Annotated in this window: 11 protein-coding genes and 8 pseudogenes; 9 read left to right on the top strand and 10 right to left on the bottom strand. The window is 68.1% G+C overall.

The annotated features are described in order from the left end of the window. Positions 1-75: 75 nt before the first annotated feature. Positions 76-1,592: pseudogene (locus BAY1663_RS24730) on the top strand (MFS transporter); the annotation flags it as partial. Positions 1,593-1,688: 96 nt separating this feature from the next. On the opposite strand, the pseudogene BAY1663_RS24740 reads toward BAY1663_RS24730, so the two are convergent. Together BAY1663_RS24740 and mdtD are read right to left on the bottom strand one after the other, a co-directional pair. Next, a pseudogene (locus tag BAY1663_RS24740) lies at positions 1,689-3,759 on the bottom strand (AsmA family protein). 146 nt (positions 3,760-3,905) lie between these two features. Further along, positions 3,906-5,329: pseudogene (gene mdtD / locus BAY1663_RS06625) on the bottom strand (multidrug transporter subunit MdtD). Positions 5,330-5,598: 269 nt separating this feature from the next. Between mdtD and BAY1663_RS06630 the strand changes: the two are divergent. The 4 genes and pseudogenes from BAY1663_RS06630 (at position 5,599) to BAY1663_RS06645 (ending at position 8,725) form a co-directional block, all read left to right on the top strand. Continuing rightward, a pseudogene (locus BAY1663_RS06630) lies at positions 5,599-6,131 on the top strand (iron transporter). Then, a complete protein-coding gene (locus tag BAY1663_RS06635; protein WP_037038809.1) occupies positions 6,131-6,469 on the top strand; it encodes a cupredoxin domain-containing protein in 339 nt (112 codons plus the stop codon). Before BAY1663_RS06630 ends, BAY1663_RS06635 begins: the two are co-directional and overlap by 1 nt. 25 nt (positions 6,470-6,494) lie before the next feature. After that, on the top strand, positions 6,495-7,352 hold the full coding sequence (locus tag BAY1663_RS06640; protein ID WP_037038811.1) for an FTR1 family protein: 858 nt from the start codon (positions 6,495-6,497) through the stop codon (positions 7,350-7,352). After that, on the top strand, positions 7,349-8,725 hold the full coding sequence (locus tag BAY1663_RS06645; protein WP_037038812.1) for a 4Fe-4S binding protein: 1,377 nt from the start codon (positions 7,349-7,351) through the stop codon (positions 8,723-8,725). Before BAY1663_RS06640 ends, BAY1663_RS06645 begins: the two co-directional genes overlap by 4 nt. Before the next feature lie 89 nt (positions 8,726-8,814). Here the strand turns inward: BAY1663_RS06645 and BAY1663_RS06650 are convergent, their stop codons facing one another. From BAY1663_RS06650 to BAY1663_RS06660, 3 genes are all read right to left on the bottom strand, one after another. Next, positions 8,815-9,510 carry an anaerobic ribonucleoside-triphosphate reductase activating protein gene (locus BAY1663_RS06650; protein WP_037038815.1) on the bottom strand — a complete coding sequence of 232 codons (696 nt, stop codon included), beginning with the start codon at positions 9,508-9,510 and terminating at the stop codon, positions 8,815-8,817. Beyond that, positions 9,507-9,662, bottom strand: a complete 156-nt coding sequence (gene nrdD, locus BAY1663_RS06655) for an anaerobic ribonucleoside-triphosphate reductase (RefSeq protein ID WP_037038817.1) — start codon at positions 9,660-9,662, stop codon at positions 9,507-9,509. The genes BAY1663_RS06650 and nrdD overlap by 4 nt, the downstream gene beginning before the upstream one ends. A 107-nt stretch (positions 9,663-9,769) precedes the next feature. After that, the gene (locus BAY1663_RS06660; protein WP_037038820.1) at positions 9,770-11,779 is read right to left on the bottom strand and encodes a ribonucleoside triphosphate reductase; all 2,010 of its coding nucleotides are present in this window, start codon (positions 11,777-11,779) and stop codon (positions 9,770-9,772) included. A 234-nt stretch (positions 11,780-12,013) separates the two neighbouring features. On the opposite strand from BAY1663_RS06660, the pseudogene BAY1663_RS06665 reads away from it, so the two are divergent. Together BAY1663_RS06665 and BAY1663_RS06670 are read left to right on the top strand one after the other, a co-directional pair. Then, positions 12,014-12,690, top strand: a pseudogene (locus tag BAY1663_RS06665) (Crp/Fnr family transcriptional regulator). Between the two features lie 100 nt (positions 12,691-12,790). Beyond that, positions 12,791-13,186, top strand: a complete 396-nt coding sequence (locus BAY1663_RS06670; RefSeq protein WP_037038822.1) for a putative zinc-binding protein — start codon at positions 12,791-12,793, stop codon at positions 13,184-13,186. A gap of 31 nt (positions 13,187-13,217) precedes the next feature. On the opposite strand, the pseudogene BAY1663_RS23400 reads toward BAY1663_RS06670, so the two are convergent. From BAY1663_RS23400 to norR, 5 genes and pseudogenes are all read right to left on the bottom strand, one after another. Next, positions 13,218-13,710 (bottom strand): annotated as a pseudogene (locus BAY1663_RS23400) (SCP2 domain-containing protein). Then, entirely contained in the window at positions 13,704-14,594 is an 891-nt protein-coding gene (locus BAY1663_RS06675; RefSeq protein ID WP_037038824.1) for a U32 family peptidase, read from the bottom strand. The pseudogene BAY1663_RS23400 and the gene BAY1663_RS06675 overlap by 7 nt, the downstream one beginning before the upstream one ends. Positions 14,595-14,608: 14 nt before the next feature. Continuing rightward, positions 14,609-15,604 (bottom strand): peptidase U32 family protein, encoded by a 996-nt coding sequence (locus BAY1663_RS06680; RefSeq protein ID WP_037038827.1) that lies wholly within the window; start codon positions 15,602-15,604, stop codon positions 14,609-14,611. A gap of 207 nt (positions 15,605-15,811) precedes the next feature. Beyond that, positions 15,812-16,021: a hypothetical protein gene (locus BAY1663_RS06685; protein ID WP_037038829.1), complete on the bottom strand. Its 210-nt coding sequence runs from the start codon at positions 16,019-16,021 to the stop codon at positions 15,812-15,814. A 73-nt stretch (positions 16,022-16,094) separates the two neighbouring features. Beyond that, entirely contained in the window at positions 16,095-17,621 is a 1,527-nt protein-coding gene (norR, locus tag BAY1663_RS06690) for a nitric oxide reductase transcriptional regulator NorR (protein ID WP_037038831.1), read from the bottom strand. Between the two features lie 146 nt (positions 17,622-17,767). On the opposite strand from norR, the pseudogene ytfE reads away from it, so the two are divergent. Together ytfE and BAY1663_RS06700 are read left to right on the top strand one after the other, a co-directional pair. Beyond that, a pseudogene (gene ytfE / locus BAY1663_RS06695) lies at positions 17,768-18,435 on the top strand (iron-sulfur cluster repair protein YtfE). 51 nt (positions 18,436-18,486) lie between these two features. Next, positions 18,487-18,686, top strand: a pseudogene (locus BAY1663_RS06700) (DnrO protein); the annotation flags it as partial.

Below are 18,686 nucleotides of genomic sequence, written 5' to 3' on the forward strand. Positions count from 1 at the left end.
GCAGGCTCCTGCCGGGCGGCGGTTCCAGGTGAGCAACCACTATTCGATGCATGACCAATCAGGAGTGCAGCATCCATGACAGCACCAGCGTCCACGTCTGCCGGCAGTTTCGCTCCGCTGCGGCAGACGCTGTTCAGCGTCCTGTGGGTGGCGACGATCATCGGCAACACCGGCAGCTTCATCCGCGACGTCGCCAGCGCCTGGATCATGACCGACCTGTCGCCATCGCCGGCGGCCGTCGCGCTGGTACAGGCCGCCGCGACGTTGCCGATCTTCCTGCTGGCGATTCCCGCCGGCGTGCTGTCCGATATCCTCGACCGGCGCCGACTGCTGATCGCCATCCAGCTCCTGCTGGCCAGCGTCAGCGTCTGCCTGATGCTGCTGTCGTTCGCCGGGCTGCAGTCGATCGCCTCGCTGGTGACCCTGACCTTCCTCGGCGGCATCGGCGCGGCGTTGATGGGGCCGACCTGGCAGGCCATCGTCCCGGAGCTGGTGGAGAAGAAGGACCTCAAGAGCGCAGTGGCACTCAATTCGCTGGGCATCAACATCGCCCGCGCCATCGGCCCGGCGATGGGCGGCCTGATCCTGGCCAGCCTGGGGGCGGCGTTCACCTATGGCGTCGACGTCATCAGCTACGTCTTCGTCATCGCCGCACTGCTGTGGTGGCGGCGCCCGAAAGCGGAACAGGATGTGCTGGCCGAGCGTTTCCCCGGCGCCTTCCGTGCCGGGCTGCGTTATGCCCGCGCCAGCCGCGAGCTGCATGTCGTGCTGGTGCGCGCCTTCGTCTTCTTCGCCCTGGCCAGTTCGGTCTGGGCGCTGCTGCCGCTGGTGGCGCGCGGCCTGCTCGGCGGTGGCGCCGGCTTCTACGGCATCCTGCTCGGTGCCGTCGGCCTGGGCGCGATCGTCGGCGCCATCGTCATGCCGAAGCTACGCGAACGGCTGAGTGCCGACGGCCTGCTGCTGCTGGCGGCGCTGGTGACGGCGGCGGTCATGGCCTTTCTCGCCTTCGCGCCGCCAAAGTGGGCGGCGGTGGCGGCCCTGCTGTTGCTGGGCGCGGCCTGGATCAGCGCGCTGACCACGCTCAACGGCGTGGCACAGTCCATCCTGCCGAACTGGGTGCGCGGGCGTTCGCTGGCGGTGTACCTCACTGTGTTCAACGGCGCCATGACCGCCGGCAGCCTGAGCTGGGGCGCGGTGGCCGAGCTGATCGGCGTCCCCTTCACGCTGCTGGCCGGCGCCGGCGGGCTGGTCGTGGCGGGGCTGGTCGCCCATCGTCTCAAGCTGCCCAGGGGCGAGGCCGACCTGATGCCCTCCCGGCACTGGCCCGAGCCGCTGACCGCGGCGCGGTCGAGCATGACCGGGGCCCGGTGCTGATCCAGATCGAGTACCGTGTGGCTCCGCAAGATCGCGCCGAGTTTCTCAAGGCGCTGGCCCGGCTGTCGGCCGAACGCCGCCGCGATGGCGCCTACGCCTGGGGCATCAGCGAGGATACGGCCGACCCGACGCTGATGCTCGAATGGTTCCAGGTCGAGTCCTGGGCCGAGCATCTGCGCCAGCACAACCGGGTATCCAAGGCGGACGCCGACATCCAGGCCGATGTGCTGCGCTTTCACCAGGGCGAGGACCGGCCCGTGGTGCGACACTTCCTGCGTTCAACCATCCGGGCGAAGGGCGGGCGTAGCGGGCGCTCAGCGGGCCGGCAGCTTTCTCACCTGCTCCAGCAACGGCCCGCACTGGTCCGCCTGGCCACCGCTGGGCGCGACCAGGGCGAGCAGGCCGGCCACCGGACCGACGGTGCTGCCCAGCACGATCAGGCCCACACTGCGCAACGCCAGCGGGCCGGCATGGACACCCGGGCGCGGATTCTTCAGGGTGCCGCGAACGTAGAGCGGCGAGCGCAGCGAGATGATGCGGATGCCCTTGGAACGCGGCACCACGTCCAGGTCGATGTTTTCGCTCTTGAAGTCGACCTGGCCGGTGACGTTGATCACCGCGTTCTCGGTGTCCAGCACGAACAGCCGGGGCGCGGCCAGGCCGTCCTTCATGCCCAGGTCGACCACCGCGCAATTGATCCGCACCTCCTCGTCGCCGAACAACCGGCCGACCAGGTAATTGCCGACGTTGAGCCCGGCCAGCTCCATCAGCCCGCGGCTCACGGTGCCATCGTTCATCAGCAGGCGCAGCTCGCCGTTGGCGCTGCCGAGCAAGGCGGCGACGGAGTTGCCGGTGCCCTGCAGGGCAGCCGTGCCATTCAGCTCGCCGAGGCTTTTCTGCATGGTCTCGACGGTGGGGAACAGCTGGCGCAGCTTGAGCGAGCGGGCCTCCAGCCGCACCCGGCCGGCCAGCGGCGTGCGCTGCCCGTCCAGGCGCACATCGGTTTCCAGGCGGCCGCCGGCCAGGCCGAAGCTCAGCGGCTGCAGGCGCAATACGCCGTCGTCGAGCAGCACATGGGCGTTCAGGTCCCGGATGGCAGGGCTTCGTCGTGGACGATGCGCTTGCCGACGAAGCGCACGTCGGCGTCCATGTCGCGCCAGCGGTCGGTGCGGAACGCTTCCACCGGCAGCGCCTTGGCCGCCGGCTGCTTGCCGGTGGCGCCGCGCGCCTGGCGCGATTGCTCGGAATCGGCGCCGATCAGCGGCGCCAGGTCGGCGAAACGCAACTGGTTGGAGGTCAGCTCGCCGCTCAGCTTGGGGCGCGGCTCGCCGGCGACGTAGCTGAGATCGCCGCGAATGTCGCTGCCGCCGATACGGCCGTTGAAGTCCTGGTAGTGGAACGCGGCGCCGTCCGGGTCCTGCAGGTCGGCACGCAGGCGGCCGTCGGTGGCATAGGCGCCAGTGTCGGGCAGGGTCACGCCGATCAGCGGGTAGAGGTTGCCCAGCTGTCGCCGGACAGGCGCAAGCGCAGGTCCAGCGCGCCCAGGTTGCGCGGGTCGGTCAGGGTGCCCTCCACCGTCACCCGGGTCTTGCCGGCGCGCAGGTCGACCTGCAGCGGGAAGGGCAATGTCGCATCCTGCAAGGCCAGCAGGCCACCCACACGGCCCTCGCCGGCCAGCGGCTGGCCAGCGTAGCGGCCCTTGGCGTTCCAGGCGAAGGCGTAGTCCTGGGTCACCGCGCCCTGCACCTGCCCCTCCCCGCTCCCTTCGCCCTGGGCCGCGCCGAGAATCTGGCTGTAGGGCACCGGCTCGCCCAGCGGGGTGACGTTCAGTTGCAACTGGGCGCGCGCGAGCGGGTCGTCGAGGCTGACGCTGCCCTGGTCGAAGCCGATGGTGCCGATGTCCAGCACCCAGGCCGAAGGCTTCTCGTCCGCCGCCTCGTCGCTGGCGGCCAGCTTCTCGAAGGTCCAGTTGGCGCGGCCGTCGGCGAGCCGCTCGAGATGCGCCGACGGCCCGCCCAAGGTGATGGCCGGGATGCTCACGCGCTTGCCCAGCAGCGCCAGCGGACGCAGCTCCGCCGCGACGCTATCCAGGTGAATGAAATAAGGCGCCTGGCCCCATTCGGCATTGCCCAGGGTGATGTCCTCGGCGGTCAGGGTCGGCTGCGGCAGCCAGGCGCGCCAGCCCGGCCGTTCGCGATCGCGCTGCCAGCGCAGGTCCAGCTCGCCCTGGATGGCGAACGGCCGGCCGAGGATATCGGACACCCGTTCGTTGAGGGTGGGCCGGAGCAGGTTCCAGTCGAAGGTGGCCAGCAACACGACCAGCGCCACGGCCAGCACCGCCACGCCGCCCAGCAATCCTAGGAGAAGTCCACGCGTTCGGCTCATCGCGCTCTCGCTGTTTCCGCTTAGCAGGCATGCTCGTCTTGTTTCGACTGGCATCGGACCGGATCGACTCCCCAACAGCCGGCATTTCCTTGCCCATCGGCGTCACCCCGCCAGCACCGGCGCGACGCCGAGCAGCGGCAGCCGGCTCACTCGGCGACGTCGACCGGGCGCCTTTCCTCGGAATGACTGGGGTCACGGCTGTCCAACTGCAGGAACAGCGCCGCCGCCAGCATGGCCATGGCGCCGACGCTGAGGAAGGTCAGCTGGAACGCCCGGAGCACCTCGTCGCCTTGCGCCCCGCTCACCGTGAAGCCCCCGAGCAGCGCACCGGCGGTGGCCACGCCGAGGCTCATCGACAGTTGCACCACCACCGAGAGCAGGCTGTTGCCGCTACTGGCGTCGGCATTGCTGAGGCCGACCAGGGTCACGGTATTCATCGCGGTGAACTGCATGGAGTTGACCATGCCGATCAGGCCCAGGTGCAGCAGCAGGAACCAGGTCGGCGTCTGCCCGCTGATGGTCGCCAGGCTGGCGATGAGGCAGCCGAGCAATAGCGTGTTGCCGATCAGCAGCCGACGGTAGCCGAGGCGATCGATGATCGGCTTGGCCAGCGACTTCACCGCCATGGCGCCCAGTGCCAGCGGGATCATGCTCATGCCCGCCTGCGCCGGCGAATAGCCCAGCGCCACCTGCAACAGCAGCGGCAGCAGGAACGGCAGCGCCCCGCCGCCCAGACGGGCGAACAGGTTGCCGAAGATGCCCACGGCGAAGCTGCGCGTACGAAACAGCGCGGGGCTGAACAGCGGGGCATCGATGCGCCCGGCGCGCAACCAGTAGGCGGTCATGCAGGCCACGCCGCCGAACAGCAGCAACGTGACCCGCGCATGCGGCATGTGCAACTCGCCGAGCCCCTCCAGGGCGATGGTGATGAGCACCATCGCCGCACCGAACAGCAGGAACCCCAGGCTATCGAAACGCACCCGCTCGGCGCCCTTGAGGTCCGGCATGAAGCGCAACGCGGCAAGGCAACCGACCACGCCCACCGGCAGGTTGATCAGGAAGATCCAGTGCCAGGATGCGTACTCCACCAGCCAGCCGCCGAGGGTCGGCCCCAGCAGCGGACCGACCAGCCCCGGCAGCGCGATGAACGCCATGATCCGCACGAACTCGCTGCGCGGGAAGGCGCGCAGCACCACCAGCCGCCCCACCGGCAGCATCAGCGCGCCGCCAAGGGCTTGCAGGACGCGGGAAGTCACCAGCTGGTTGAAGCTGGTCGACAGCGCGCAGAACAGCGAGCCCAGGGAAAACAGCACGATGGCGACGACGAAAATGCGCCGGCTGCCGAAACGGTCGGCGATCCAGCCGGACGCCGGGATCAACAGCGCGACGGTGAGCATGTAGCGATGACCACGCCCTGCATGCGCAGCGGGTCCTCGGCCAGGTCGCGCGCCATCGCCGGCAGCGCGGTGTTGAGGATGGTGCCGTCCAGGGTCTGCATGAAGAAGGCGATGGCCACCAGCCACGGCAGGATTCGGGCGGTGCGGGCGTCGAGCGGAACGGGCGGTTGCATGGAGTCCCCGGATGCGAAAGGTGCAATATCTTAGAGGAACTGGCGCCCGCAGGTTCGCCGAAGCGCCGTACGCCCCGCCCGCGGCGCGCCTGTGACGACACGCCGCACCTTGGCGTGCAACGCCCGCCATTGTGGCGTTCTGCTGGCAAACACCGCGCATTGCGGAGCGGCCGTAACAAAATATTTCTTCATAAATTGACGCGAATCATTATCATTCGGAGCCGCAAGTGCGACCCTCGCTCCGTCATTTCCCGTTTCCGGAGGCTCCAATGCGCATTCCCGCCACCCTGGCCATCACCTCGTTGCTCCTCACCCCGCTCGCCCAGGCGAAGGAATATCCCATCGGCGAGCCACAGCAGTGTGGCGGCATGGAAATCGGCGCAGTGTACTTGCAGCCGGTCGAAATGGACCCACCGGGCATGATGCGTGCCGCGGCGGAATCCGACGTGCACCTGGAGGCGGACATCAGCGCCACCGAGGACAACCGCAACGGTTGGCAGGAAGGCAGCTTCGTCCCCTACCTGAGCATCCGCTACGAGCTGCGCAAAAGCGGTTCGGAGCAAGTGGTCGAGGGCGACTTCCACCCGATGGTGGCCAACGACGGGCCGCACTACGGCGACAACGTCAAGCTGCTCGGCCCCGGCAAGTACCAGCTGACCTACAAGATCCTGCCGCCGGGCTCGGGGCATAACATGTTCGGCCGCCACACCGACAAGGAGACCGGCGTCGCGCCCTGGTTCGAAGGCTGCGAGCTGCACTACGAATTCACCTATGCCGCATCGGCAAGAAGGGTGGCTACTGATGCGCCGCGCCGGGCGCACGCTGCTCGGCGTCCTGCCGCTGCTGGCCGGGCTCGCCGGCCCGGTCCAGGCCGCCCTGCCGACGTATGAGCTGACCATCCGCGATGGCCATTTCGAACCGGCGACCCTGGAGGTACCGGCCCGCCAGCGCTTCAAGATCATCGTGCACAACGCCGGCAGCGGACCGACCGAATTCGAGAGCACGCCGCTGCGCATCGAGAAGGTGCTGTCGCCGGGCGTGACCTCCTTCGTCGTGATCCATCCGCTGAAACCGGGCCGCTACCCGTTCTTCGACGAATTCCATATGGATCTTCCCGAAGGCGAGATCATCGCCAAGTAGTAAGCAAGTAGCGAGGAGCACACCCATGGGCCAATCCATGTTCATCGTCTGGCGTGAAAGCATCGAGGCCCTGCTGGTCATCGGCATCCTGCATGCCTGGCTGCGCCAGCAACCGGGCGCGGCCGGCGCGCTGCGCATGCTCTGGGCGGGCGTAGCCGCCGGTCTGGGCCTGGCCAGCGCGTTGGGCTGGGGCATCCTGCAGGCCGGGGATTGGCTCGCCGGCAGCGCGGGCGAATGGTTCCAGTGCGCGATGCTGCTGGCCGCCAGCGTGCTGATCCTGCACATGGTCGGCTGGATGCACCGTCACGGCCGTACCCTGAAGAGCAGCCTGCAGAACAGCGCGGCGGAAAAGCTCGGCCAGGGCAGCGGCATCGGCCTGCTGCTGCTCGCCATGCTCGCGGTCGGCCGCGAAGGCAGCGAGACGGTGGTGTTTCTCTACGGTATCGGCAACCAGCAGCAGGGCCAGGACCTCGCCGGGTTCGTCATCGGCGGCGTGCTGGGCTTCGCTCTCGCCCTGCTCAGCTACGCCGTGTTGCAGGCCGGCAGCCGCTACTTCAGCTGGCGGCGTTTCTTCCAGGTCAGCGAAGTGATGTTGCTGCTGCTCGGCGGGGCCCTGCTGATGGCCGCGCTCGACCGCTTCAGCGGCCAACTGATGGGCATGGACGTGCCGGAACTGCTCTATACCGTCTTCGGCGATCCGCTCTGGGATACCTCCGCCCTGCTGGATGACGGCAGTGCGCTGGGCGGCACGCTCGCCGGCCTCACCGGCTATCGCGCCATGCCTTCGCTGGCGGCCGCGCTGATCCTGGGCCTGTACTGGCTCTCGGCATGGTTCTGGCTCACTCCGAGGCCACAGGCACAGCTGGCCGCGAGGCCGGTGTGATCACCCAGGCGCCGTGGCTGGCGCGACTCGGCGATCTGCTGCGCCAGCATGCGAAGGCCATTCGCACGCTGCAGTGGCTGGTGGTCGGCTTCTACCTGACCCTGCTGGTGATCCCCGCCTTCCTCGACTTGCCGCCGGCCCAGGCAGGCATGCTCGACAACCTCACGCTGCTGGCGCAGTTCATCTTCTGGGGCCTGTGGTGGCCGTTCGTGCTGCTGTCGATGATCTTCTTCGGCCGCCTGTGGTGCGGCGTGCTCTGCCCGGAGGGCTCGCTCAGCGAGTGGATCAGCTGGCGCGGGCTTAACAAGCGCACGCCGCGCTGGATCCGCTGGAGCGGCTGGCCGACCATCGCCTTCATTCTCACCACCGTCTATGGCCAGCTGATCAGCGTCTACGACTACGCCCAGGCGGCGCTGCTGATCCTCGGCGGCTCCACCGTCGCGGCGATGCTGGTGGGCTTTCTCTACGGCCGCGGCAAGCGCGTCTGGTGTCGCCACCTGTGCCCGGTCAGCGGCGTGTTCGCCCTGCTCGCCCGGCTGGCGCCGGTGCACTACAAGGTCGACGAACAACGCTGGCTGGAGAACCGCGAACCGCATCTGCCGACGCCCAACTGTGCGCCCTTGATCGACATCCGCCGCATGCAGGGCAACGCCGATTGCCATGCCTGCGGCCGTTGCAGCGGTCAGCGCGGCGCCGTGCAGTTGAGCGCGCGTTCGCCCAACACGGAAATCCTCATCGTCGGCGGCCAGCACAAGGGCGATCACTGGGACAGCACGCTGCTGCTGTTCGGCATGATCGGCCTGGCCATGGGCGCCTTCCAGTGGACGGTCAGCCCCTGGTTCATCGCCCTCAAGCAGGCGGCGGCGGAATGGCTGGTGGAACGCGACATCTTCTGGCCGCTGGAGGCCAACGCGCCCTGGTGGCTGCTGACCCATTATCCGCAGGCCAACGACGCCTTCACCTGGCTCGACGGCGCGGTGATCCTGGCCTACATCTTCGGCAGCTCGCTGCTGGTCGGCGGCGCGCTGTGGCTGCTGCTGCGCGGCGCGGTGCGCTTGATGCGCCGGGGCGACAACGTCTTCCAGCACCTGGCCCTGGCCCTGACGCCACTCGGCGGCGCCGGGCTGTTCCTCGGCCTGTCCGCCACCACGGTGAAACTGCTGCGCTACGAAGGCTTCCTGCTGGCCTGGGCGCAGCCGGCACGCGCGGCGCTGCTGATCGGCGCCGTGGCCTGGAGCCTGTACCTGGCCTGGAACGTCATCGGCCGCCACGGCGCCAACGGCCTGCGCCGCCTGCTGGCATTCGCCTGCGTCGGCGCCGGCTGCGCGCTGGTGGGCTATGGCTGGTGGCTGCAGTTCTGGGGCTGGAGCTGAGCCCCACCCTGCTTCAGGCCAGCAGGTAGGTTGGGTTGAGCGCAGCGAAGCCCAACGAGCAAGTCGCACCTCGCCCCAACCTACACCACTTAGCCACGGACCACGAACGACGGAAACAACCTGTCCAGGCGCTCCCACAGGCGTTGCTGATCGTACGGCGCGCGGCTGTCGGCGAGGCTGTCGTCGAGCATCCGCGCGGTGCGCACGCACTGCACGGCGAAGCGCTCGACACCCAGCCGACGCAAGCGCTGGGCCATGTCCCAAAGCGTGTTCGCATCGAACAGCTGCCAGTGCACGGTGGTTCGGCACTCATGCTCGACGCCACTGGCCAGCAGGTGTTCGAGGCTCTTCCAGTTGGCCTTGCCGCTGCCCTCGACACCGGTGATCGCCGTGCTCTGTTCGGGCAGTGCCTTGACGTCGAAACCGACCCAGTCCACCAGCGGCAGCACCTGGGCGAACAGCTTCGGCTTGATCCCGGCGCTGTGCAGCCCGACCTTGTAGCCCAGCGCCCGCACCTGGGCGATGGCCTCCGGCAGCGCGCTCTGCAGGGTCGGCTCGCCGCCGCTGAATACCACCGCCTCGAGCAGGCCGACGCGCTGCTCGAGGAAGGCGAGAATCTCCGCCCAGGGCTTTTCCTCGCCGCCACAGGCGGGAATCAGCTGCGGGTTGTGACAGTAGCGGCAGCGCCAGCCGCAGCCCTGGCAGAACAGCACGCAGGCCAGATGATCGGGAAAATCCAGGGTGGTCAGGGGGACCAGCCCCCCGACGCGCAGTGCTGCGGTCACCGCGCCGCCGCTTCGGTGAAATGCAGCCGCTCGCGATGCTCGGACTGCTTGCCCGGATTGAAGGCGGCGACCGGGCGGTGATAGCCCATCACGCGGGTCCAGACTTCGCAGCGCTGGCGTTGGTTTTCGGGCAGTTGGGTCGCTTGGCTCATGGTGTCGCTCCATTGCTTGGGTGAAAGAGAAGAGTCGTAGGAGCCCGCTTGCGGCGAGCGTTGGCAGTTGCAGAAAGCATCGCTCGCAAGCGGGCTCCTACAAGTGATCAGGCGCAGCAATCCTGCTGTTTTTGCAGCAGCACCTCGTCGCATTTCGGGCAGAACTCGTGCTCGCCGGCCAGGTAGCCGTGCACCGGGCAGATCGAGAAGGTCGGCGTCACCGTCAGGTACGGCAGGCGGAAGCGCGACAGGGCATTGCGCACCAGCTTCTTGCAGGCCTCGGCCGAGGAAATCCGCTCGGCCATGTACAGGTGCAGCACGGTGCCGCCGGTGTACTTGCACTGCAGTTCGTCCTGCAGCGCCAACGCCTCGAACGGATCGTCGGTGAAGCCCACCGGCAGCTGCGAGGAGTTGGTGTAGTACGGCGCCTCGGCCGTACCGGCCTGGAGGATGTCGGGGAAGCGCTTCTTGTCCTCCTTGGCGAAGCGGTAGGTGGTGCCTTCGGCCGGCGTCGCCTCGAGGTTGTACAGATGCCCGGTGTCCTCCTGGAACTGCACCAGCCGCGCCCGCACGTGATCGAGCAGCTCGATGGCCAGCGCGCGGCCGGCCGCGGTGTGCAGCCCCTCGCTGTCATCGGTGAAGTTGCGCAGCATCTCGTGCAGGCCGTTCACGCCGATGGTGGAGAAGTGGTTGCGCAGGGTACCGAGGTAACGCTTGGTGTACGGATAGAGCCCGGCATCCATGTGGTGCTGGATGACCTTGCGCTTGACCTCCAGGCTCTGCCGCGCCATGTCCAGCAGCGCATCCAGGTGCTCCAGCAACGCCGCCTTGTCGCCGGCGTGCAGGTAACCCAGGCGCGCGCAGTTGATGGTCACCACGCCGAGCGAGCCGGTCTGCTCGGCCGAGCCGAACAGCCCGCCGCCGCGCTTGAGCAGTTCGCGCACGTCCAGCTGCAGGCGGCAGCACATGGAGCGCACTTGGTTGGGCTGCATGTCCGAATTGAGGAAGTTCTGGAAGTACGGCAGGCCGTAGCGCGCGGTCATCTCGAACAGCCGCCCGGCGTTCTCGCTGTCCCAGGGGAAATCGTGGGTGATGTTGTAGGTCGGGATCGGGAAGGTGAACACCCGGCCGAGGCCGTCGCCGGCCTGCATCACCTCGATGTAGGCGCGGTTGATCAGCTCCATCTCGGCCTGCAGCTCGCCGTAGGCGAAGGGCATCTCCTCGCCGCCGATATAGGGAATCTGCTCGCGCAGGTCCTGCGGGCAGACCCAGTCGAAGGTCAGGTTGGTGAAGGGCGTCTGCGTACCCCAGCGCGACGGCACGTTGAGGTTGTAGATGAACTCCTGGATGGCCTGGCGCACTTCGTCGTAGCCGAGGCGGTCCTTGCGCACGAAGGGCGCGAGATAGGTATCGAAGGAGCTGAACGCCTGCGCGCCGGCCCACTCGTTCTGCAGCGTGCCGAGGAAGTTGACCATCTGCCCGAGGGCGCTGGACAAATGCTTCGGCGGCCCCGCCTCGACCCGCCCGGGAATGCCGTTGAAGCCCTCGTTGAGCAGCGTGCGCAGCGACCAGCCGGCGCAGTAGCCGGCGAGCATGTCCAGGTCGTGGATGTGCAGGTCGCCCTCGCGATGGGCGGCGCCGATCTCCGGGCTGTAGACCTCGTCCAGCCAGTAGTTGGCGGTGACCTTGCCGGAAACGTTGAGGATCAGCCCGCCGAGCGAATAGCCCTGGTTGGCGTTGGCGCGCACGCGCCAGTCTTCGCGGCTGAGGTACTCGTTCATCGAGGCGGCGACATCGACGATGGCCTTGCGATCGCGGCGCAGCCGGCCGTGGCGCTCGCGGTAGACGATGTAGGCGCGCGCGGTGTCGAAGTAGCCGGCCTCCATCAGCGCGTGCTCGACGCGATCCTGCACCTGCTCGACCTCGACGGTCGCCTGCGCCGCCAGTTGCTGCCGAACACCGTCGGCCAGCGCCTGCGCCACCGGGGATGCGAACTCGCCGGTGGCGGCGCCGGCCGCCGCGATGGCACGCCCGATCTTGTCCAGCTCGAACCCCACCAGACGCCCGTCGCGCTTGCGCAGCGACACCGGCCCCACCGTTTCAGCCTGCCAGGCCATTCCTGCCTCCATCACCATATGTAGTTACGAACAAATCAGAAAAACACAATATGGTGTGACTTTAGGCGGCCGGAGCGAATATCGAATTGACCACCGTCAAGCTTGCTCCGGCAAACGATGAAAGCCTCCCGCGTCCAGCGACAGCGGGCGGACTTGTCTGCGATCAAGGAAGTATCCGGGCGCCGCCTCCTAGGATGCAGCCTCAAAGACCCGGTCGCTCTTCCGGGAGGAATCATGCTCACCGAAAAGTCCCTTGTTGCCGAGCTGCGCCGCCATCACCTGTTCAGCCGCCTGCCGGAAGCCGCGATGCAGGAGGTGTGCGCCACGGCCAACCTCAAACGCCTGCCCACGGGCGCCTCGCTGTTTCACCAGGGCGACAAGGCGGACCGCTTCTATTTCCTCTTCAGCGGCCAGATCAAGCTGCACCGGGTGGTCTGCGACGGCCAGGAGAAGCTGGTGGAAGTCATGCGCGCCGGCGAATCGTTCGCCGAGGCCCTGCTGTTCAAGGGCACGCCCTGCTATCCGGTCAGCGCCACCGCGCTCAAGGCGAGCCTGGTGGCGAGCTGAATGGGCCGCACTACCGGCGCATGCTCGAACAGCAGCCGGACATCTGCCTGGATATCCTCGCGACCCTGAGCATTCGCCTGCATCAGCGCATGACCGAGATCGACACCCTCACCCTGGCCAACGCCAGCCACCGTGTGGTGCGCTTTCTCGCCCAGTCGCAGCACGACGACAGCGGGGTGATCACGCTCGACGTGCCCAAGCGGCTGATCGCCTCGAAGCTGGGCATCCAGCCGGAGACCTTCTCACGCATCCTGCACCGGCTGATCGATGCCGGAACCATTTCCGTGCAGCGCCGGCGCATCGAGATCCTCGACAACAGCAAGCTCGCGACCTACGACGAATAGCCTGCGGCGGATTGCCCCAGCGTTCTTGATTGCTGTCAAAGGCAGCCGTCGGCACGGGCGCGACAATGACGGCCGTCACGAAGCCGTCAGGAAAAACACCATGAGCAAGCCCATGCCCACCCCCCTGGTTTACTCCTGCTCGGGCTGTTCCAACGTCGCCCAGCTCGCCAATACCCTGGCGGTGCGCCTGGACCGCGCGGGGCTGGCGGAGATGTCCTGCATCGCCGGCGTCGGCGGGCGCGTCGCCGCGCTGGTCAACAAGGCCAACTCCGGACGCCCGATCCTCGCCATCGACGGCTGCCCGCTGCACTGCGCACGCGCCTGCCTGGCCCAGCACAACGTCACCCCCGACGTGCATATCACCCTCAGCAGCTACGGCCTGCGCAAACGCTACCGCGAAGACTGCAGCGAGGCGGAGACCGACGCCTTGTTCGAGGACCTGAAGGGCATCATCGCCAGCGATCGCATGCGCCCGCGCCAGCTGCGCGTCTGCTGAGCGGGCCGCCGCCACAGGCGGCGCGTGACCGCTAGGCCCCGGCAGCCTGCGCCTTGCCTGCCCGGGCGACCTCTTCGCCGGCGCCTGCAACAGCTTCCACAGCCAGGCCGGCAGGGTATCGGGATCGAGGCTGTCGATCAGGTTCTTGATCGCCAGCCCCAGTTCGGTGTCGCCCTCGATGACCAGGCGGCGCCGGAAGAACAGCGTATCCGGATCCTCCTGGCGGCTGGCCAGCAACAGAAACTCGCGCCAGTTGCCGCGGATGGTCACCTGCACCGGTGCCTGGGCGGCGACGCGCAGCTTCTCGCGCTCGCAGGTCAGGCACCAGGCCAGGCCGAGGTCGGCGACCTCCAGCCGCATCCAGTGGCCGTCGAGCACGTCGAAGGCACCGTCGGCCAGTGCCTCGGCGAACACCTGGTTGAGGCTGCGCTCCAGCGCCAGGCGCTGCAGCAGGAACGGCGTCTTCGCCGCCAGCGGCAGCAGCCGCCCGCCGAGATTCACCAGATGGCACGTGGGTTCAGCATAGACCGGCCTCCTCGGCGCGCAGCATGCCCGGCTGGCCATGCCAATAACCATTGCAGCCGTCCACCGCCAGCGGCGGCAGCGCGCCCTTGCGCACCGCGTCGAAGGCGCCGATCACCTCTTCCATGCCGGCGGCGCGCGGGCTCAGGCGCAGCAGGTCGGCGCCGCTGTCGACCAGCCCCTGGTAGTCGGCGAGCAGGTTGCTGACCGACGCGGACATGGTCTGGATGCCGTTGATGGTGAACAGCGCCTCGCCTTCCTGGCTGAGCAGCGGAATGCCCTCGGGGTAGTTCTGGCAGCAGAACTGGCAGTCGTCCTTGGGCCGGTTCTCGGCGCGCGCGGTGAAGCAGCGTGCCGAGTAGGCCAGCGGCAGGTGGCCGTAGGCGAAGATCTCGATTTCCGGCAGCTCGACGCCCAGCCCGTGCAGTTGCGCACGGGCGCTCTTGATCAGCGCACCGGAGGCTTCCACCGGCGGTACCCAGCGCATCATCCCGGCGGCCACCAGTTCGGCCAGGGCATGGCCGTTGTAGAGGTTCAGCGCCGGGCCGCCGACGAAGGGCAGCTTGCGCTCGGCCAGCAGCTGCACCGCGCCCATGTCGTTGGCCTCCACCAGCAGCTCGCCGTTGTCGCACAGGCGGCGCAGGCTGGACAGCTCGGACGCCGCCTCGACCAGCGTCAGGCCGGACAGCACCAGCTGCGCCGAGGAGGCCTCGGCCAGGTCGCGGGCCAGGCCCAGCCAGTCATCGAGCATCATCGCCCGACGCTTGGAGCACACCGTCTCGCCCATGTAGATCACGTCCAGCGGCTGTTCCGCCATGTTCGCGTAGAAATCCAGCGTCTGCTGGCGGTCCCAGTAGAACAGCACCGGGCCGAGAGAGAGTTTCATGCTTGGCTCCTCGTTCATTGCCAGGCCCGGTGGTAAGCACCCAGGGTGGTTTGCGAGCCCTCGGACAGGCCGTCCAGTACGTCGCGCCAGGCGGGTTGCACCACGTAGCGTTGCGGTGCGTTGAGGTAGGCATCCAGCGCCGCGCGCCAGACCCGGGTGACCTGCTCGACATAGGCCGGGCTGCGCTGGCGCCCTTCGATCTTCATCGCGGTGACGCCGATGACGGCCAGTTCCGGAATCAGGTCCAGGGTGTTCAGGCTGGTGGGTTCTTCCAGCGCGTGGAAGCGCTGGCCGTTGACCATGAAGCGGCCCTTGCACAGCGTCGGGTAACCGGCCGACTCGCCCTCGGCGTAGCGGTCGATCAGCACGTTGTTCAGCCGCGAGGTCAGCCCTTCCGGCTCCTCGCTCCAGCGTACCGCCTTGGCCGGCGAGCAGACGCCACAGAGGTTCGGCGACTCGCCGGTGAGATAGGACGACAGGTGGCAACGGCCCTCGGCCATGATGCACAGGCTGCCGAAGGCGAACACCTCGATCGGCACCGGGCTGCTCGCCGCGACCTGCTTGACCTGCTTGAGCGACAGCACCCGCGGCAATACCGCGCGGCTGATGCCGTAGCGCTCCTGGTAGAAGCCGAGGGCCGCGGCATTGGTCGCCGAGCCCTGCACCGAGAGGTGCAGCTTGAGCTTGGGATGACGCTTGCTGGCGTAGCCGAGCACGCCGGGATCGGCGGCGATCAGCGCGTCGACGCCCAGGTCGGCCGCCTGGTCCACGGCGCGACGCCAGCGGTCCCAGCCCTGCGGCTGGGCATAGGTATTGACCGCGATGTACAGCTGGCGGCCCTTCTCGCGGATCAGCTGCAAGCCCTTGTCGAGCTGCTTCTCATCGAGGTTGAGGCCGGCGAAATGGCGGGCATTGGTGTCGTCGCGAAAACCGACATAGATGGCGTCGGCGCCCTGCTGGACGGCAGCCTTGAGCGCGGGCAGGCTTCCTGCCGGGCAGACCAGGTGCATGGCAACTCCTAGACATTCGGGTACATGCGCGCCGCGCAGAGGCAGCGCGGCGGTCGTTCGGCTGAACGGAAAAAACAGCCGGCAGTCTAGGCAGCTGACCTGTGGCCAGCATTGATGAGGGTCAAGATTGAACGGCCGCGGCAGCTGCGACGAAAGGCAGCAGTGCAGCGCGCCTGCCGGCCAGCCGCGATGGCCCGCGCGCCCGCTTCAGATCCCTTCGTCCCCCTCGAATTCCTCGGTGGCGCGGGCGACCATCTGGCGCCAGGCGCCGGATTCCTCGCCCAGCAGGCGCATGGCCTTGAGGCTGGCGAGAAAGGCGTCGCGGTAGTGCAGTGGGTTGTTTTCGCTGGCGGCCCGCTCGGCGAAGGCTTGCGCTTCGTTGAGCAGGGCGTTGAATTGGTTGTTGTCCAGAGCCATTGGGCGTTCCTCGAGCGATGACCTGAGGTTAGACCATCGCCCGCCAACTGCGTCTTCAACGGGCCGACAGGCGCTACTTGAGCTTCAGCCGCCGCGCCAGCTTGTGCAGGTTGCTCGGGTCGACATCCAGCAACCGCGCCGCCTGCGCCCAGTTCTCGTTGCTGGCCTCCAGCGCACGGACGATCGCCTGGCGCTGGCTGGCGTCCACCGTCTGGCGCAGCGGCAGTATCTCGTCGGCCGCCGCCGGCGCCTCCACCACGCTGGCCGACTCGACGCCTGCGGCGCGGCTGTCCAGGTCCAGCAGTTCGGGCTCGAGGGTGAGAATCTCGCCGCGCGAGGCACCCCGGCTGAGCAGGCGCAGCGCCGCACGGCTGATCACATGCTCCAGTTCGCGAACGTTGCCCGGCCAGGCGTAGCCCAGCAACGCGCGCTCGGCGGCCGGCGACAGGCGCATGCTGCGCAACCCCAGGCGCGCGCGGTTGAGCTCGAGGAAATGCCCGGCAAGGATCAGCACGTCGTTGTCGCGTTCGCGCAGCGGCGGTATCGGCGCCGGGTAGACCGACAGCCGATGGTAGAGGTCGGCGCGGAAGTGCCCTTCGCGCACGCTGTCGCGCAGGTTGCGGTTGGTCGCGGCGATGATCCGCACGTCGACCTGCCGCGGCTTGTCCGCGCCCAGGCGCTGGATCTCGCCGTTCTGCAGGGTGCGCAGCAGCTTGGCCTGCACCGTCAGCGGCAGCTCGCCGACCTCGTCGAGCAGCAGCGTGCCGCCGTTGGCCGCATCGAAGCGCCCGGGGCGGTCGGTGGTGGCGCCGGAGAAGGCGCCCTTGACGTGCCCGAACAGCTCGCTCTCGGCCAGCGACTCGGGCAGCGCCGCGCAGTTGACGTGCACCAGCGGCTTGTTGCGCCGCCGCGAATGGCGGTGCAGCCAGCGTGCGAACAGCTCCTTGCCGACCCCGGTCTCGCCGAGCAGCAGCACCGGCAGTTCGGAATCGGCCACCACCTGCAGTTCGCGCAGCAGTTCGCGGATCGCCTCGCTCTGGCCGAGGATCTCGCCCTCCTCCTGCATCAGCGTGGTTTCCAGCGCGTCGCTGCGCGCCAGGCGCAGGCCGCGGTTCTCGTGTTCCAGGCGGGTCACCCGCACCGCCGCCTCGATCACCAGGGTGTAGCGTTGCAGGTCGCGCCGGGCGTCGTCGTCGAAGGTGCCGGCATGCAGCGCATCCAGGGTCAGCGCGCCCCACAGCTTGCCTTCGACGAAGAGGCTGACGCCCATGCAGTCATGCACCGGCAGCGGTTCGCCGACGTGCTCGTCGAGCAGACCGTCGTAGGGGTCGGGCAGCCGGCTGTCCGGCTCGAACCAGGTCGGCTCGCGCTGGGAAAGGATCGCCGCCAGGCGCGGGTGCTGGGCGACGACGAAGCGCCGGCCGAGCGCCTCCTGCACCAGCCCTACCGCCGCCAGCGGACGCAGGCTGTCGTCGTCCAGCCGCAGCAGCACCACCGCGCCGCAGCGGAAGCGCTGGTGCAGAGTCTGCACCAGCCGCTGCAGGCGCACGGCGTTGGGCAGTTCGGTGATCAGGTCGGCGAGCAGCGCTTCTTCCATCATGGTACGAGTTACCCTCAAGGTTTTTTAAACCATACCCGCTGAGGGTCACTATCACCACACCTCTCTTTATAAACATTAAAAATCAATAAGTTAGCAATGGCACAGGGCATGCAACGAACCGCTCAACCATCCCTGGAAGCATCGCCATGACCTCTACGATCGATCAAACCCTGGGCAGCCTGGCCTGCTCGATCCCCGGCGCAACCCGCGTGCTGCGCCAGTACAAGCTGGATTTCTGCTGCGGCGGCAATGTCCCGCTGCGCGAGGCCGCCGCCCAGCATGGCCTCGATGCCGAGCGCATCGCGGCCGAACTGGCGGCCCTCAGCGATCACGGCGACGCTGCGCCGGACTGGCGCAGCGCGCCGGCCAACCAGCTGATCGAACACATCCTCGAGAATTTCCATGAGCGCCACCGCGACCAGTTCCCGGAGCTGATCCGCCTGGCCAACCGGGTCGAGCACGTCCACGGCAGCCGCCCGGAATGCCCGAACGGGCTGGCCGAGCACCTGTGGACCATGCAGCAGGAGCTGGAAAGCCACATGCTCAAGGAGGAGCAGATCCTCTTCCCCATGCTGCAGCGCGGCATCGGCTTCCCGCAGGCCCAGGGCCGATCTCGGTGATGCGCTACGAGCACCAGCAGCATGGCGAGGCCCTGGAGCGGCTGGCCGCGCTGACCGACGACATCACCCCGCCGGCCAACGCCTGCAACACCTGGCGCGCGCTGTACCGCGGGCTCGAGGAGCTGCGCAGCGACCTGATGCAGCACATCCACCTGGAAAACAACATCCTGTTCCGCAATGCCGAGGCCGGCTGACCGCCGCGCCGCTCAACGGCACCACGCCAAACGCGCCAAGAGGATTCGCCCATGAAGCAGTACCTGCAACCGATGGCCTGGGGCCTGGCGATGGCCACGATGGTCGCAACCGCCAGCACGTTCGCGCTGAGCATGGTCGCCGGCACGGCGCAGGCCGCCGTCGCGCATGATCACGGCCAGGCGCATGCGCCTTGGCCGGCGTGGCGAGCGGCGAACGCTGGGCCACCGACGCCGCGCTGCGCGAGGGCATG

The organism is Pseudomonas sp. BAY1663 (assembly GCF_000582595.1).
In the GTDB taxonomy this organism is placed as follows: Bacteria; Pseudomonadota; Gammaproteobacteria; order Pseudomonadales; family Pseudomonadaceae; genus Stutzerimonas; species Stutzerimonas stutzeri_AF.